Consider the following 15,335-nt stretch of genomic DNA (forward strand, 5'->3'; position numbering starts at 1 on the left):
TAGCCTGTGCAAATAAGCTTTTACAATGGATCTATGCAATGTTAAAAAGCAACTCAACTTTCCAAGATATAGCTTAAATAATAAATAAAACTAAAAAATACAAAACCTTCCAAAAGTAGAATTTAGGAAGGTTATTCGGCGTGCACATTTTTAGTATAGCATGAGAAATTTAATTTTTTATTGAAAAATATTGACAAACTATTAGCTGGTTTAGTGTAAGTGTATTTATTCACAAACTTGCTTGAAAAAGCCTAAAAAACATTTTTTAGGCTATCTTTATTCAAATCTGTTTTTTTATTGTTTAACGAACTCCCTCTCGGGTAGCCCCAGTATGTCTGTATTTTTAGGTATGTAACCGAGTAGACGAAGCATTGCTACAATTTGCCCTTTATGATGATATTCGTGCGTAATAGAATGAATTAGTAATTGGTGAGGAGTTTTTCTTACACCCCCATTACCAGCTTTCCAAGAAAGTTCTTTTTCAATCGGTTCGTCAAATTTACCGTTAAATGTATTAAATACAGCTTCTACATATTCATCTGCTTGCTGGAAATAAATTCGAATATCCTCAATCTTCATAACACTTATAGCTTCTTTTGTTAAGAGCGGTGAAGTAGTTTCTGATAGCACAAAAGAACCTAACCAAGCGTGATAACAACCTGCCATATGGACTAAAGAATCTCTTATACTTTGAAAACCAAAACCTAACTCCTTTGTAAATTCATTTTCACTTAACTCTTTACACTGGTCTAATAAAATCTGTCTTGTTTGTTTTACCCATTCATATTCTGTTTTTTCCATAACTATCTCACCTCGTAAACATCAAATGACTGAATATTCCTTTTATTATATCATTTCTAAATGATTATTGTACTAACCTGCCACGTTAGTGGAATAAGAAAAAGGGCTGCATCAGCAACCCCGCTGTTCAACTAACGCAACCCGTTAGAATAAGAAAAAGGGGCTGCCGCAGCAACCCGATTGTTCAACGAAAGCCCCAGTTACTTAAATAAGCAACAGACTTTTATTGCTTAAAATCATCGTATTGTATTGTGAATAAATACACTTTGTGTTATTCGTGCGTTGGTCGAATTATAATTTTATCCTCAAACTAGAATTGCATTAATCAATTCAAGAAGTAAAGACTATTTAATAAAGGAGGATAATTAATGAAATACAAAGCAGAGAAAACGATCGAAATTTCATCCTGGATAATTGTGTTACTATTATTAATAAAATTGACACCAAAAAATAAAATTCGTGAATTAATAGTTGTATTTTTATTTAAACAAGCACTAACATGGATTTTTGGATTACTAGTGGTACAAAAAAACTTAATTTCCTATCCATATCGCTCATTTTTCAAAAAGGCAAATAAATCCAATTTTTCATTCGAATACTTTATATATCCTGGACTGTGTGCTTTATTTAGTTTGTTCTACCCAAAAAATAAATCTAACCTTTTAAAAACCCTACATTACTTTATTAGTACTTCAGTAATAATAATCTTTGAAATTATTGCAGTGAAATATACAAAATTAATTAAATATAAAAAATGGACTTGGTATTGGAGCTTTATAACAATTTGGATAACAGATTACTTAACACAAGCTTTTCACAACTGGTTTTTTAAAACTAAATTTCATGAATAAAAAGGGGCAGGTAGACTGCCTCTTTTTGTATTAATTTAAATACACGATAAGAGTCAAAAACGACATTAGTCTTGTTGAACTAATCTACCACGTTAGCACAACAAGAAAAAAGACCGCCGCAGCAATCTTGATCTTGAACAAATGCACCCGTTAGCCATCCATGAAGCGCAAGAATCGGCGCTTCACCACAGAGAATGAAAATTGATATGGCAGTCTATACTGTTTTAATGCTGGCGAAGAAGGTCTTTGAACTATGGTGCCTTTGAGCCCATCCGTTAGTCTGACTCCAACGACCACGGTGTACCACCGACTGTCGCGCCCTTTAGGGGTAGCACTCATGGGAGATTAATCCTTTTTCTGGTTGTTGCGCCAGCTTTTCCTTATTTTATTTTAAGTAGAAAGGTATTACTATTCGATTTACCAACCACACTCATATTTAATCATTCAAGAGGCTCAGCCTTTTTTTAAAAACTGGTTTTTCTGGGTCTGTTTTTTCATGCCCTTTTTCAGTTTTTATTTTCATGGGAGTTTAAGTGATATCTTTCACAATCTTTCATAAGCAAAAGGTAATTTTATGCTCAATATAAGCATAATACGGAAAAGCATCCAAACTGGTTCATTTGGATGCTTTTTTTCTACAATCTGCGACAACACTATTAGATGTTCGCTGAGAGTAATTATTTTTCAGTTGCTGTATTCCCCATTGCAATAGAAATTCTATTCCAACTGTTGATTTGATTAATTATCAATACAAGGTCAACATATTGTCTCTCGTCAAAATGTTCACGTACTCGTTGATAAAGCTCATCTGGCACGCGTTTTGTCGGGATTAAAGTTACGTATTCTGTAAACTCAAGAGCTATTTTTTCCGCATCTGTGTAAAATGTGCTCTCTCTCCAAGCACTAATACAATATAAACGTTGTTCCGTTTCTCCCATTTTTCTAGCATCAGCAGTATGCATGTTAATACAATATGCACAACCATTGATTTGAGAAGCCCGAATTTTTATAAGTTCACGAAGTTTACGGTCTATACTTGTTGTTTTCGTATACTTCTCCATTTCCATCATTATTTTAAGCGCTTCTGGTGCTACATTGTAATAATCAACTCGTTGTTCCAATTTAATTACCTCCTTGTATTTCTTTTCCTTTAAGACAGTATTAATTTAGGTGCTAATCTTAAAGCAGCTTCTTCAGCTTCTTTATATGCTTTTTGTAATACTTCATTTGGCTCTAATAAATTAGTTCCTTGTGCACGAATGATTTGATAATCTTCAATCCCAAGGAAATTAAACATTGATTTCAGGTATTTGTGAGAGTATTCAACTTCTGTATACCAATCATTATTTGTATAGATTCCTCCACTTGCTTGGATAACAAGCAATCTTCGTCCGTCTTTAAGTAGACCCACTGATCCATTTTCAGTATATTTAAACGTTTCACGTGCGATCATGATATTATCCATATAATCTTTTAACTTTGATGGAATATTAAAATTATGCAAAGGTAAAACGATGACATACGTATTTGCACTTTTAAATTGTTGTAAGATCTCGGACATACGCTCCGTTACTTTTTGTTCTTGGCTGGTTAGCTCCTGTTCTTTTCGTTGTTTTTTCCATGCACTTAAAACCGTTTATCTATCAGAGGCACTACTTCACCGTACAAGTTAATCTATTCAATTACTTCGCTATCATGAATTAATCCTTTATAAGCTTTCAAAAAGTGGTTAAAAACCTGCAAGCCCACTGAAGAAGTATCATCTATTTTGGATGTGCGTTAATAATAAGTGTTTTGTTCATTTTTATTTCCCCCATAAGATGAATTTTAGCCTCCAATTAAAGACTGAGTTAATCGTCGATTAACACTGTCTATAATATATGCTATAACTATTTTTGTCAAATGAATATGATTTACCCAAAAGAGATTTCTTTTATTTGACTAACACTCTAAATATTCCTAAGATACAATTTGATAACCCTTAAAATCAAAAGAAGGTGAATTTATATGCAGTATAGTGTCGGAGTTGAATATGCTTTACATTGTCTGGTTTATTTAATCGATGTTCCTTCCAATGAAAGTGTTGGGATAAAGGATTTGGCAGAATTCCAAGGACTTTCTGAGACATTTCTTTCAAAAGTTTTTGGTAAATTATCTAAGGCTGGCATTGTAAGTTCTGTACCTGGTGTAAAGGGAGGATATAGGTTATCTAAGTCCCCAGAAGATATTTCCTTTTGGGATGTAATTGAAGCAGTTGAAGGTCCAAAGCCTATTTTTCAATGTAAAAATATTAAAGACAATGGATATTTATATAGAGAAAACTGCTGCTCTGCTCCCTCCTCTTGCACCATCAATTTAGTTATGCTCTCTGCGGAAGAAAAAATGCGTGATTACTTGCGTAGTAAAACACTGTCATGGTTAAATGAAGAGCTTGATCGCGTCTTACCCAAACAAATACGTAAAGATACACGGAAGTATTTTTCGAAAAGCAACATATAAAAAAACCTCTCGTGAAATTCCTAAACTTCAGGAATTTAGAGAGGTTTTTTGCTTTAGTTCAAGGAAAACTCATTGTTCAATTTTCTATCAATCACAACAACAAATCTTCAACTAACCTGACCGTTAGTTAAATAAGCTTATCTTACCTTTATAATTTAAGAGTCAAAATGTCAGTTTAAATTGACAGATCAATTGACACGTTAATTGGTAGCTAATTATAAACAGACAATCGTTTATAACTGTTAACCTGCCTGAAATTTAATAAAACGAACACCAAATCATTTTTTTGGCTAATGTGTAAAACAGTTAACATTTTTATACAACAAAAAACAGCCCCTCAAACGAAGGACTGCAATACTTATTCTGAAATTTCTACACTATTTACATTTCCAAGATTAACTAAGTGTTTATTATTTATTTCATACCATTTTTTATATAAAAATAGTTCTTTTATTTCGGCTATTCCGCCAACTGGTGCCACTTTATAAATTTTAAAGCTTCCTTTTAGGACACACTTAGTTGTCTGTAAATATTGAACTGTCTGTTTTAGCTGGTCACACCTGAGTTGTTTGACTTGATTTATTTACAACGTACTAATCAGTGCTTGATGATGAATAAGATTGGTTTAAAAACCATGTACCCTCACTTGTCTTTAATTTTACAAAGTAGTCTGCTTTATAAAATTTTAATAGTTCGCAACCTCACCTTCACTCGTTACATTAATGATATACGCACCTGAATGAATTCGTTTCATAAATTGTTCCATATAACTTTTTGGAACAGCTACGCATCCAGCTGTAGGGAGTCCATTACTAACATGTAAGAAAAATCCTGAACCGACACCTTTCACACGACTAGTATTGTAATTAATGACAATCGCATAATAATATTGTAAATTTTCATAATCAGCTAAATGCTCATTTCCATTACCTGCATAGTTTCCTTCCTGCCATGTGTTATATAAATTGCTATTAACATCACTGATCCAGTAACTATTTGGAGTAATCTGTCGGAATGGCAATTTTGTTCCTGGATTGGATTGTCCGAATGAAAAGCCTAATGTATACGAACCTCTTGGAGTATGATTTGAGCCTTCAGAGGCATGTCCAACTCCTTGTGCTCCTACATTTCCACCAGTCGAAAAAACTGCTCCCCACTGATTATTTGTTTTTTCCCACAAAGTAACATTTGCATATGTACCGCTCGCAACAACTGTAACAATTTGGTCGGTTTTCTGGGCTGTTTTGGATTTAGCAACAATTCCGGCGAATCCAGTTTGTGCAGCTTGATTTGAATTAACTGAAGAAATGCTACTGTTACTACTTCCTCCAAAATTAGTTGTGCTACCTGTTTTGTTGCTATCGTTACTACTGCTTGATGAGTTAGTTGTACCACCTGTTTTGCTGCTACCGTTACTATTGCTTGTTGCAATCGCGACTTCACTTGCTTTAGCTTGGTCTTTTTCAGCTTTAGTTAACAAAGAATCAGCACTTGCTAAAAGGCCACTTAACTCTTTTTTCTTTGTTTGATTTTGAACTCCATCTAACAATTGTTTTGCATGATTATAGGAACTTCTATTTACCTTATCTGCTAAGGCTGCATGTTTCACATCTGCAAATAATGCTAAGACAGCTTTTTCTGCATTTGATTGAGAAGTTAATTGTAATTTTGCAGTATCTAGTTTACTTTGCAAATTGACTTGTAATTTATGGTCAGTTAAGGCGGAAACCAACTTTTGAGCTATGTCAATTTGCTGACCTGTTACTTGATCAACAAGGACCCCATCCTTAAATAAGTCATTAACCTTCTTCTTTGCTGTTACTTCATTATCTAAAAGTAATCTAGCTTTATTTAATTCTCTATTTAATTTAATTTTATTATTTTTATCTTTTAATATATCGATTTTCTTTTCGTCAGTGTTCAGTAAAGATGTATTTACATGGTCAGCAAGTATTTTATGACCTTTATCATCAAATAGGCGGTTAATGGCAGTCAGTGCTTCTTGATAATGTTTTTGCTCAATATTGTTGGCATAAACTTTATACCCTCCGAAACAACCGACTAACACAATCACTCCTGTTATTATTCCTGTTGAAGTTTTCTTTAACATACCATTCTTCCTCTCGAAAAGTTTCTTGTGTCTATTTTCCTCTCTATTGTTCACACACTCATAAAGAATAACATATCCAAGAGACAGTCATGTTCATAAAAATAACCTTTAAACCTAATATCCATTTCGCTGTTTGGCTTCAACAAGAATAGTATCAATCTTTTTCTCATACCGTTTTTCCCCCAAGGCGTAAACGACTTCATTATTCTCCACTTTAAAAATTCGTAAATAAACTACTAAAGAATTCTTCAAAGTTATCATATTGTTTTACAATCATTACCGGCATACTCCTAAATCAATATTTTAGAGATATCTAATTTGTGCGGCAGTCTTTAATCTAATCCTTGTTAAACTAACGCACCCGTTACTTTAAGTATATTTTTTCACAATCTTACTTTCCCATAAAAAATGAGCTTTCGTAGAAATTCCTCTTACACAAGTACTCCTCTTTTAATACACATTTTGTTCGTACTGTTCACCATTAGAATAAGTTTTTTTATTTTTACGTTCTTTATTATCCATTATTCCATACGCATTATTAATGGGGAGTGAAAACTAATGCAAAATGATAAGTTTGATATCGAAATACTTAAATTAATTGAGAATAAGCTTGATTATATTAACTCCATAGCTAAATGTAATTACAATGATAACCCCGAATTAATGGATACTATTGAAAATTTAGCTCAGGTAGCAAAAATGTTTGCACAAATTAGAATTCAAGAATTAAAAGGTCTTGAAAAAACCTCGAGTCCACAAGGATTCATAGTGTCTAAATTAGCTAACTCATATTCTAGAATGCAAAATTATGAGAAGCAAAAAAAAGAGATTAACGTTCCTCCTTGGAAGCTATAAATCTTCTTTTTTTGTTCTCCAAGGCCAAAACTTTTATACAACTAGATGGAACCTGCTAAATCATTTGTTATTTTCATACTCAGAAAAAACAAAGCATTCACAATTGGGTCAAATTCGACATTAATGTGGGTATTCACTTTTCCAAGTACCCTGCCTTTTAGGCGCGCGCATTCGATTGAATCACGTTTCCTATAGCCCCCCTACGATCCCGGACGGTCGGATTTCCCGAGTCCGGTTCTGACCTTGGACTTCATCACATACTCGCCTTCCCAAATAACCGCAGGATTAAATGTTGGTACACATATTCACCCATCAACTATTGGTTTACTTGTATGCTAGTCTATGAACAAGTAAACAAAGCTCAGTGTCTTTGAAGTTCTGACTGTCCAAGTGCCCAGAGGTCCTTCGCTCCATCACAGGCGTTACCTTGATGGAAGTACAATTTCCTTACACTTAAGAAGGCATTACCCTTCCCTCATCGCTACTACGACCTCATGCGCCAGTCCTAAATCATCCTACCATTTTCTATCAGCCTCATATATGGTAGGTCTTCATTAGTTAGTACCTTCCCAAATTTGAAGTAGGACCTTCCCGTCGTTATCTCTGAAAATCTTTCCACAGATGCCAGAACCCGTATCCCGGCTGCTCCTACAGTGCTTTTGACCGTTTCTTCCTGTAAGACATCGGTCTTCCCCCGTTAGACAAAGGTCGACGCTAAGCAAAACATCCCTCGAACAGTTTCTTTGAGGGGCGTAGATTTCGGGATTGCAGTATTCGTTAAATCCTTCTGGCCTCTGTGTTTGCTCGCCACACAGACTGTTCCGACCTTATTCTCTCTGTGTAGAATAGGCCGCCGTGACTTTTACTTCCAAGCAGAACGTAGTTTGTTACCTCCCTACGCATTGGATATGCTAGTCATCCGAATCGGTCAATTGATGACAGGAGACTTTCACTCCATAAGATTCTCAGCCTTGACGGCTGCTCCACCTAACTGTCTACGCTTAAAGACTAAAGTTACCTTTAGCCCTCCAAGACTCGCTACGAGCGAATGGCTAGTTCTTACTCGACGGGAATCCCACACGTTATATGATACGACCTAGGCTCGGCCGCACACCTGCTTCGTTAGTTTTAAGAAGGAATATTCGACTAAATCTCCCCTTTAGTGAAATCCACTTTTATTCCCCCTATAAAATAAAAATAGTGCCAACTTCCCTTTAATAGAAATCGGCACTTCGTTTATTCGCTATACGTTATCGTGTCGCTTTTGGCGGTTGGCACACGTCACATTTACGTTGGTTATTATTTTTAAATTTCGTTAATGTTTTTTCAAAGGTGCTACCACATGCACATTTAAATAGTAACTTTTGAGAAAAACCGTGATATTCCGTCGTTAGCAACTTACTTTCCGAATTGTTCTCAACAAATTCTTTAATTTTACCAATCGTCCATCGTTTATTCATTCTCTTACATCTCCATATTTTATCGTTATGCGGAGGCTTTTCTTGGCATCCGTTCAATTATAAGTAAAAGTAGTAATTATCCTAAGTTATTCATTATAACACGAGCTGGCACTCAATTAAACAGATGGAAGGTATCTTATTAAACTGCCACTTTACTTGAATAAGAAAAAGGCATTACCGTTATTCCAGTAATGCGCCCGTTTGTGGAAGATTATTAATCCAATCTTATTAAAGAAAAGTACCAAAAGGAAAACATTTAAGTGTCCATTTGATAAGTAATCCTGCGTGTGCTAATCCGCCACCGAATCCATATAATAAAACCTTATCTCCATTACGGAGTTTCTTTTCACTTACCCCTTTGTCTAATGACAATGGTATTGTTGCTGAAGATGTATTTTCCATACTCTACTAAACTATATTTTGGGGTACCGCCAACCAAATAATGTAAAACCCACGCTAAGACTGTTTTTACCAAAAGAAAAGTCGGTTTTCCTGCGCTAAGGATTACCGACTTTTTTGGTCTTTATATTCAGCTATCATTATCCGTTAGCGGAATGTTGAACTCCTTTACGCCCACTGGTCAGTCTTCTGCAGACGATGCGAACAGAGCTGCCAGGTTACCTACTAGTTAAACTTGCTGTGATGGATTATTGGCGTCCTTTTGTCAGAATCCGGAACGTGACACCGAATTTATCCGTAACATTACCGTAAGCGGGGCTGAAGAAGCTTGCCTGCAGCGGTTCGTTTACTTGACCGCCCTGCTTCAATGCTTCAAAATATTGGGTAGCTTTGTCTTTGTCATTCGTTTGAATAACGATGGTCACTTGCGTTCCCTTCTGGTAGCTGTTGCCGGTAACATTGTCGGAGAGCTGAAGCTCCGATTCACCGATTTTCAAGATGGCGTAGGACACCAGATCTTTCTTTTCAGGGACCATCGGATATTCCTGATTACCAGGCAAATCACCGAAGCGCAGCGTATAGACAACCTTGGCATCTAGCGCTTTCACGTAAAAATCGATAGCCTCATTCGCGCTGCCGTTCATTTCAAGAAAAGGGATCAAACTTGTACTCACAACAAACATCTCCTTGTGTTTAAATGTTTTTTGCCGGGAAACTCCGTAGAAATTCTTTCGTATTGGCCGGTTTCCCTTGTCATAAACTATGTCGGAGGTCAGGGGAGAAACGTGACCGATCTTTATAAAATTTTTTCAAAAATGGAAAACGTAAGAAAACAACTGCAGTTTCATACATCTTTGTCACATCAGCTAAGTTTCATTCGACATATAAATAAAAAGGAAACTGCGGAAGGAATGTGACGTATGAACGATCACAATTGGCTTGTGGAACAATTCGAGGCGCATCGGAACCACCTGCAAGCGGTGGCTTACCGGATGCTTGGATCTCTGAGCGAAGCGAATGACGCTGTACAGGAGTCATGGATACGTCTTAGCCGCTCTGATACTAGCGGAGTCGAGAATATGGGAGGATGGTTGACGACAATCGTCTCGAGGGTGTGTCTGGATATGCTGCGATCTCGAAAATCCCGGCGTGAAGAAATTGCAATTGTGAGCGTGCCTGAGCCGGTTACTATCCGTGAGGACGGGAGCGACCCCGAGTACGAAGCGCTACTGGCTGACTCTGTCGGTCTTGCGATGCTTGTGGTCCTCGGAAATTTGAATCCCGCAGAACGCATTGCGTTCGTGCTACACGATATTTTCGCCTTGCCTTTTTCGGAAATTGCTTCAATCGTAGGGCGTAACGAGGCCGCAGCAAGACAGCTTGCGAGCCGCGCGCGTCGCCGGGTTCAGGGGGCCAAGACGATTTCGGATTCAGCTGAGCTCAAGCGAAAGCGGGAGCTTGTCGATGCTTTCCTTGCTGCATCGCGCAACGGAGACTTTGAGAAACTTCTCGCTGTATTAGACCCGAATGTCGTACTCCGAAACGACACTGCATTTGCGCCGGTTTCCAACTCGCCGGTTGTTCACGGTTCGCAAGCCGTGGCCAAGCAATTCGCCGGTCGCGCCCAAGGCGCGCGGCCGGTGCTCGTGAACGGCTCTGTGGGAGTCGTCGTGGCTCCTCTCGGTCGACCGCTCTTCGTACTCGAACTCACGGTTGTGGATGGCAAGATCTCCGAGATCGACATGATTGCCAATCAGGTACGCATTCGCCAACTTGACTTAGCATTTTTGAACGATTGATAAAAAGCACAGAAAAACGCTTTTTGAACCCTTTCTGGTCAGCTGAATAACCAATCACTTCTGGATACTCACTGAACAAATCTGCCTGTACAATTCTTTACAATCTTTTTTATAACTTTAACATGAATATCTAATTCCATTATAAAGAGTTATTATTCCATTAAATGTACCTTAACATAAAAGAAAGAGCGCAATTCTTATTCTGGAATTGCGCCCTTTAATGGAGTAACTTATATTAGCTTTATAGTTGAGTTAAGGGAAGTGTCTTTTTTTCAAAAACGGTTGCAGTTTTTTTTAAATATTTTAATTCCAATATACGTTATCCCAAAGACCAACTATTAGAGTGATGAATATTCATACTTACTCCCGTAATGTCTTTTATAACAATTGGTTCAAGTACCCAAAAAACAACTGATAAACTTATGGGTAAAGTCAAACCAACCCAGATATCAATAAATAATGTAGCCATCTCTTTTCAATCCTGTACTATCTTGGGTTGAAAACGCTAAATCCAATCTATTAACATTAAAGGAATTTAAATGACAGTTTTTACTCCAAACCCTATTAACATTACTCCAGTAGATTTTTGAAATACTTTTTGAAATTTAGGTTTTTTCAACCACTTTTTCATATGATCTAAAAAATAAACCAAGATCAAAAACCATCCCACTGCTATTATAGTAAGGATCAATCCTAATCCAATCAGTTGTTGATTTGTGTTTCCATTTAGATCAATGAATTGAGGCATAAAAGTTATGTAGACCAAAACAGTCTTAGGGTTAAGAATATTACTGATTGCCCCTTGTAAATAGGATTCTTTATAATGATGGCGCGATGACTTGTCAATTGAACGCTGACGTTCAGCTTGAACAGCTTCTAATGAAAGTGTATTTTTAGTAAAAAATGCCCTTACACCTAAATAAAACAAGTATGCAGCTCCCATATACTTGATCGCATTGAAAAGAAATACTGACTGGGCAATGACAACTGACAAACCGAGAACGGCAATAACAGTCCAGAAAGTAAGACCTGTCGCCATCCCGAGTATCGTATAGCGTCCGGCTTTTGCTCCATGGTTAAGCGTATTTTTCATAATAAGTACCGTATCTGTACCGGGCAACATAGACATCATAAGGGCCATTAAGATATATGCAAGCAAGTTATCCATCTTATTCCTCCTCGTTTTTTATCCATTGTTCAAATCGGCTACCAAGTTATAAGTTGTAATATCCGTTCTTATGCAAAAACGCGAAAACTAGCTGGTTAAACTATAATCTGGACCCTGTCTACCTTAGCAGAGAAAAACCTCCCGTTAAACGGTTTACTTTTTTCTTTTCTCCATAGATTCCCAGTCCAAAGTAATGATAGCCGGATTTGGATATTTTCTGCAGTTTCGCTGTGTACTCTTCGTACGTTTTACAGCTTTGCGCAGTATCTGAAAAATCTACGACAAGCAGATCCGCAAACGGTTCTGTCAAGGTCTTATCTCTTAGTTCGTGGAGAAGGTCAATACTCCCTTTTAAGATTGGAACCGGTGTTTTCACAATTCCCAAATGTTCGATACCTGAACGCTCTGCTACACTGTTGCCTACCATCTCGGGAGCATACTTCCAAGTGTTACACCCAGGATTGCTGCTGTGTTGGCAATCAAGCCTAAAGGTAAATTCTCATCAATGACAAGCACGCATTTTGTTTCAAGATTACTCATTATGTTTCTCCTTCACTTTCAAAAATTCTCATATATTGTTTTGGTGTTAACCCAACCAGTCTTTTAAAGAATTTAGTCAAGTGACTTTGATCACTAAATCCTGTTAAAAAAGTCACTTCGATGGGCTTTACACCTTGTTCCAAAAGCTTTTTTGCATGATTTACTCGAATCGTTTCCAGGTAGCTGTAAGGAGAGATTCCCTTTTGTTTTGTGAAGGATCTTAGTAAGTGATACTTGCTCCATCCCGTTAAGTTACTTAAATCATTAAGCGTAATCGTTTTTGTATAATTTTCCTCCAAATAGTTACACACTGTTTTGATTTCTTGAGAGGTTTCAGAAGCTGGTGAAAGGATTGTAAGGTCAGAATGCGTCTGAATGAGCTCTTCCAATAAGTATAAAAATAACTCCTCCTTCTTAAACTCACTCTCACCCTGCGAAATTTTTAAATGTAGCTCTCTTAAATTGGATACAATCTCGCTATGATATAAAACGCTTTGTTTGAAGCATGGAAGGTTTTCATTACCATTAATTTCTAACACTGCCTTTTTCATGACTTCTGGTTTCACATTGATGCAGCGATAATCCAGCGTTTTGCCGTCTATCTGCTCGCAACTGTGAGTATCATAAGGGTTGAACAATAATAAATCTCCTGGATTAATAATGTATTCTTCACCTTTGCAAACCAAATAACGCTGCCCTTCTTCAATAAAGCCGATCACATAATATTCATGAAAGTGAGCAGGAAACTTTTGCATGATTCCCTTAAATCGATAGGCTTCGATGTTTAAATCAGAATCAAGATAAACTGTTCGGATTTCATTTAACATACAGCTATCCCCCTATACTGTAATGACAATTCTAAAAATATCATTTACTATAAAACTTTTATTGTATGATATTGCTCTTGAGACAGTAATTCAGTTATCCCAAAAATATAAAAGTCACTTTTGTTAATAAACATCAGTATTGAATATGATGATTCAAATTTATAGAAACTTATCTTTCTGAAGAATAAATAGCATCCTGAAGGCTGCTGTCGATAAAATAAAATTAAACAACTTTATTGTAACTGTTATCAGACCTGAATTAAAAAAATCCTTAAAAAAAAGGAAAACACACATAAATAATATGTGTTTTCCTTTTTTCTTTTATAAACCAAATATACTTCAGTTAAATAATAGAGGATTTACTTTATTAAATAAAAGCGCCCGATTGTGGAAGAACGAATATATAATCTTTGATATCAAATAGCCTTCACATTTACTTAATTTCAAAAAATTCCAGGTTAAGATAATGAATAATACGGTTCATCGTAACGGAAGGAATGGCGTATGTTAAGCAATTCCTATGCTTTGCTGGATTGATTTCATTTGCCTTTTTCTTATGGTAAATTCTTTATAAACACTACCTTAAGATAGTTACCTTCTGAGAATTCTTTTATTGATTTAAAGTCTTTTGGAAGGGAGAATTCATCAACTAGTTGATATGTTCTGTTTGTTTCTTTAAATGCCTGATCAATAAAACTTTTAAATTTATTCATATTAAAAGAGCTTGAATTAGCGGACGCTACAATGATCCCCTGATCTTTTGTAATAGCAATGGCTTCCTTTAAAAGATTTTTGTAGTCCTTTTCCCCGCTAAATACCATCTTTTTTGACCTTGCGAAGCTTGGGGGATCGAGTATGACCATATCAAACCTTAGCTGTTTTTTTACCGCATATTTAAAGTAATTGAATACATCTTCAACAATGATATCCTGTGATTCAATATCTAGCCCGTTCAAACGAAACTGCTCAATGGTCTTGCTTAAGCTTCTATTTGCTACATCCACACTTGTCGTTTTAATTGCGCCTCCTAAGGCAGCAAACACTGAAAAAGCTCCTGTATAGGAAAAGGTATTCAGTACATTCTTTCCGTCCGCATAAGCATCCCGAATTTTTCTTCTTACATCTCTTTGATCTAAAAATACACCAACCATCGCACTTTCATTTAAGTAAACAGCAAAGTCTACTCCATTTTCTTTCACGATAATCGGGAATGTTCCTCTTTCTCCCGTTACAAAATCATCATCTTCAATATATTTTCCGCTGACATCAAATCTTTTCTTATGATAAATGGCTTTAAACTTAGTCAATTCTTTTAGCGCATTTATTATATAATCCCGAAAGTGGTAAATTCCTTTGCTGTACCAGTTGATTAAATAGTAGCCATCAAAATATTCAATGGTCAATCCGCCCAAACCATCGCCTTCGCCATTCACTATTCTGAAGGCATTAGTATCTGTGCTATTATAAAATGGCTCTCTATACTTGATTGCATCCCTCATTTTGTTCAGAAAAAACCTTTGGTCGATCTGTTCATTCTCGCTTCTGCTAAGAACCCATCCATAACCTTTATTTTGTTTGCCAAAATAGCCTTTTGCTATGAATTTATTCTTTTCATCAACGAGCCGGATTATGGTTCCTTCTTCGACAGCTTCGTTCAAGTTAAGTATGGCTTCCTTTGATATGAGCGGATAACCGCTTTTATATTTATTTACAAACTTGCCCTTTACCTTAAAAATGACTTCTTTTTTCATCTTGTCATCCTATCAAAAATTATTTTATCGCCTTTTAATAAAAAAGGTGGAGTGGAGATCTGAATTTTTGCATTTGCTTATGGTCCGGTTCACCATGTTTAATATTAAACTGTTCAATAAATATAGCATATAATTACAATCCCTTCTTCCACAATCTGGCCCGATTGCTGAACAAGAAAAAATCCTACATATCAATTCAGGACTTTTGATCAAACTTTTTGAAATTATCAAGACCTAAATCTTAGAAAGTTATAAAAAATAAAGGGTGATACATA

The 15,335-nt window shown here is 36.2% G+C and carries 12 protein-coding genes and 3 pseudogenes; 4 read left to right on the forward strand and 11 right to left on the reverse strand.

The window, feature by feature from the left end; genetic code table 11:
* Positions 1 to 294: 294 nt before the first annotated feature.
* A complete protein-coding gene (locus J2S10_RS19320; RefSeq protein ID WP_307410996.1) occupies positions 295 to 801 on the reverse strand; it encodes a DinB family protein in 507 nt (168 codons plus the stop codon).
* A 368-nt stretch (positions 802 to 1,169) separates the two neighbouring features.
* Between J2S10_RS19320 and J2S10_RS19325 the strand changes: the two genes are divergently transcribed.
* A complete protein-coding gene (locus tag J2S10_RS19325; RefSeq protein WP_307410999.1) occupies positions 1,170 to 1,652 on the forward strand; it encodes a CBO0543 family protein in 483 nt (160 codons plus the stop codon).
* Positions 1,653 to 2,329: 677 nt separating this feature from the next.
* Here J2S10_RS19325 and J2S10_RS19330 read toward each other — a convergent pair.
* Both J2S10_RS19330 and J2S10_RS19335 read right to left on the reverse strand, forming a co-directional pair.
* Positions 2,330 to 2,773 (reverse strand): carboxymuconolactone decarboxylase family protein, encoded by a 444-nt coding sequence (locus J2S10_RS19330; RefSeq protein ID WP_307411001.1) that lies wholly within the window; start codon positions 2,771 to 2,773, stop codon positions 2,330 to 2,332.
* A 29-nt stretch (positions 2,774 to 2,802) separates the two neighbouring features.
* A pseudogene (locus tag J2S10_RS19335) lies at positions 2,803 to 3,454 on the reverse strand (FMN-dependent NADH-azoreductase).
* Between the two features lie 205 nt (positions 3,455 to 3,659).
* On the opposite strand from J2S10_RS19335, the gene J2S10_RS19340 reads away from it, so the two are divergent.
* A complete protein-coding gene (locus J2S10_RS19340) occupies positions 3,660 to 4,151 on the forward strand; it encodes an RrF2 family transcriptional regulator (RefSeq protein ID WP_168242251.1) in 492 nt (163 codons plus the stop codon).
* 685 nt (positions 4,152 to 4,836) lie between these two features.
* Here the strand turns inward: J2S10_RS19340 and J2S10_RS19345 are convergent.
* Complete coding sequence (locus J2S10_RS19345) at positions 4,837 to 6,261, reverse strand: toxin Cry1Ac domain D-VI-related protein (RefSeq protein WP_307411007.1); 1,425 nt, start codon at positions 6,259 to 6,261, stop codon at positions 4,837 to 4,839.
* 558 nt (positions 6,262 to 6,819) lie between these two features.
* Here J2S10_RS19345 and J2S10_RS19350 point away from each other — a divergent pair.
* Complete coding sequence (locus tag J2S10_RS19350; protein WP_307411010.1) at positions 6,820 to 7,116, forward strand: hypothetical protein; 297 nt, start codon at positions 6,820 to 6,822, stop codon at positions 7,114 to 7,116.
* Positions 7,117 to 8,366: 1,250 nt separating this feature from the next.
* Here J2S10_RS19350 and J2S10_RS19355 read toward each other — a convergent pair.
* From J2S10_RS19355 to J2S10_RS19365, 3 genes and pseudogenes are all read right to left on the reverse strand, one after another.
* Positions 8,367 to 8,576: a hypothetical protein gene (locus J2S10_RS19355; RefSeq protein WP_307411013.1), complete on the reverse strand. Its 210-nt coding sequence runs from the start codon at positions 8,574 to 8,576 to the stop codon at positions 8,367 to 8,369.
* Between the two features lie 228 nt (positions 8,577 to 8,804).
* A pseudogene (locus J2S10_RS19360) lies at positions 8,805 to 8,994 on the reverse strand (3-oxoacyl-[acyl-carrier-protein] synthase III C-terminal domain-containing protein); the annotation flags it as partial.
* A 229-nt stretch (positions 8,995 to 9,223) separates the two neighbouring features.
* Positions 9,224 to 9,649 (reverse strand): VOC family protein, encoded by a 426-nt coding sequence (locus J2S10_RS19365; RefSeq protein WP_307411019.1) that lies wholly within the window; start codon positions 9,647 to 9,649, stop codon positions 9,224 to 9,226.
* Between the two features lie 246 nt (positions 9,650 to 9,895).
* Here J2S10_RS19365 and J2S10_RS19370 point away from each other — a divergent pair, with 246 nt between their 5' ends.
* Complete coding sequence (locus tag J2S10_RS19370) at positions 9,896 to 10,774, forward strand: sigma-70 family RNA polymerase sigma factor (RefSeq protein ID WP_307411022.1); 879 nt, start codon at positions 9,896 to 9,898, stop codon at positions 10,772 to 10,774.
* Positions 10,775 to 11,309: 535 nt separating this feature from the next.
* Here the strand turns inward: J2S10_RS19370 and J2S10_RS19375 are convergent.
* From J2S10_RS19375 to J2S10_RS19395, 4 genes and pseudogenes are all read right to left on the reverse strand, one after another.
* On the reverse strand, positions 11,310 to 11,942 hold the full coding sequence (locus tag J2S10_RS19375) for a homoserine/threonine efflux transporter (protein WP_307411027.1): 633 nt from the start codon (positions 11,940 to 11,942) through the stop codon (positions 11,310 to 11,312).
* A gap of 118 nt (positions 11,943 to 12,060) precedes the next feature.
* Positions 12,061 to 12,482, reverse strand: a pseudogene (locus J2S10_RS19380) (DUF2000 domain-containing protein).
* The gene (locus J2S10_RS19390) at positions 12,482 to 13,309 is read right to left on the reverse strand and encodes an AraC family transcriptional regulator (protein ID WP_307411035.1); all 828 of its coding nucleotides are present in this window, start codon (positions 13,307 to 13,309) and stop codon (positions 12,482 to 12,484) included. Before J2S10_RS19390 ends, J2S10_RS19380 begins: the two are co-directional and overlap by 1 nt.
* 554 nt (positions 13,310 to 13,863) lie before the next feature.
* A complete protein-coding gene (locus tag J2S10_RS19395; RefSeq protein ID WP_307411038.1) occupies positions 13,864 to 15,060 on the reverse strand; it encodes a class I SAM-dependent rRNA methyltransferase in 1,197 nt (398 codons plus the stop codon).
* Positions 15,061 to 15,335 lie beyond the last annotated feature (275 nt).

The sequence above is a fragment of the Neobacillus ginsengisoli genome (genome assembly GCF_030813055.1).

Bases quoted from the DNA above. Each gene is read 5' to 3' on its own strand.
- J2S10_RS19325 (WP_307410999.1), top strand. From the start codon at position 1,170: ATGAAATACAAAGCAGAGAAAACGATCGAAATTTCATCCTGGATAATT.
- J2S10_RS19395 (WP_307411038.1), bottom strand. From the start codon at position 15,060: ATGAAAAAAGAAGTCATTTTTAAGGTAAAGGGCAAGTTTGTAAATAAA.
- J2S10_RS19340 (WP_168242251.1), top strand. From the start codon at position 3,660: ATGCAGTATAGTGTCGGAGTTGAATATGCTTTACATTGTCTGGTTTAT.
- J2S10_RS19375 (WP_307411027.1), bottom strand. From the start codon at position 11,942: ATGGATAACTTGCTTGCATATATCTTAATGGCCCTTATGATGTCTATG.
- J2S10_RS19390 (WP_307411035.1), bottom strand. From the start codon at position 13,309: ATGTTAAATGAAATCCGAACAGTTTATCTTGATTCTGATTTAAACATC.
- J2S10_RS19345 (WP_307411007.1), bottom strand. From the start codon at position 6,261: ATGTTAAAGAAAACTTCAACAGGAATAATAACAGGAGTGATTGTGTTA.
- J2S10_RS19370 (WP_307411022.1), top strand. From the start codon at position 9,896: ATGAACGATCACAATTGGCTTGTGGAACAATTCGAGGCGCATCGGAAC.
- J2S10_RS19320 (WP_307410996.1), bottom strand. From the start codon at position 801: ATGGAAAAAACAGAATATGAATGGGTAAAACAAACAAGACAGATTTTA.
- J2S10_RS19350 (WP_307411010.1), top strand. From the start codon at position 6,820: ATGCAAAATGATAAGTTTGATATCGAAATACTTAAATTAATTGAGAAT.
- J2S10_RS19355 (WP_307411013.1), bottom strand. From the start codon at position 8,576: ATGAATAAACGATGGACGATTGGTAAAATTAAAGAATTTGTTGAGAAC.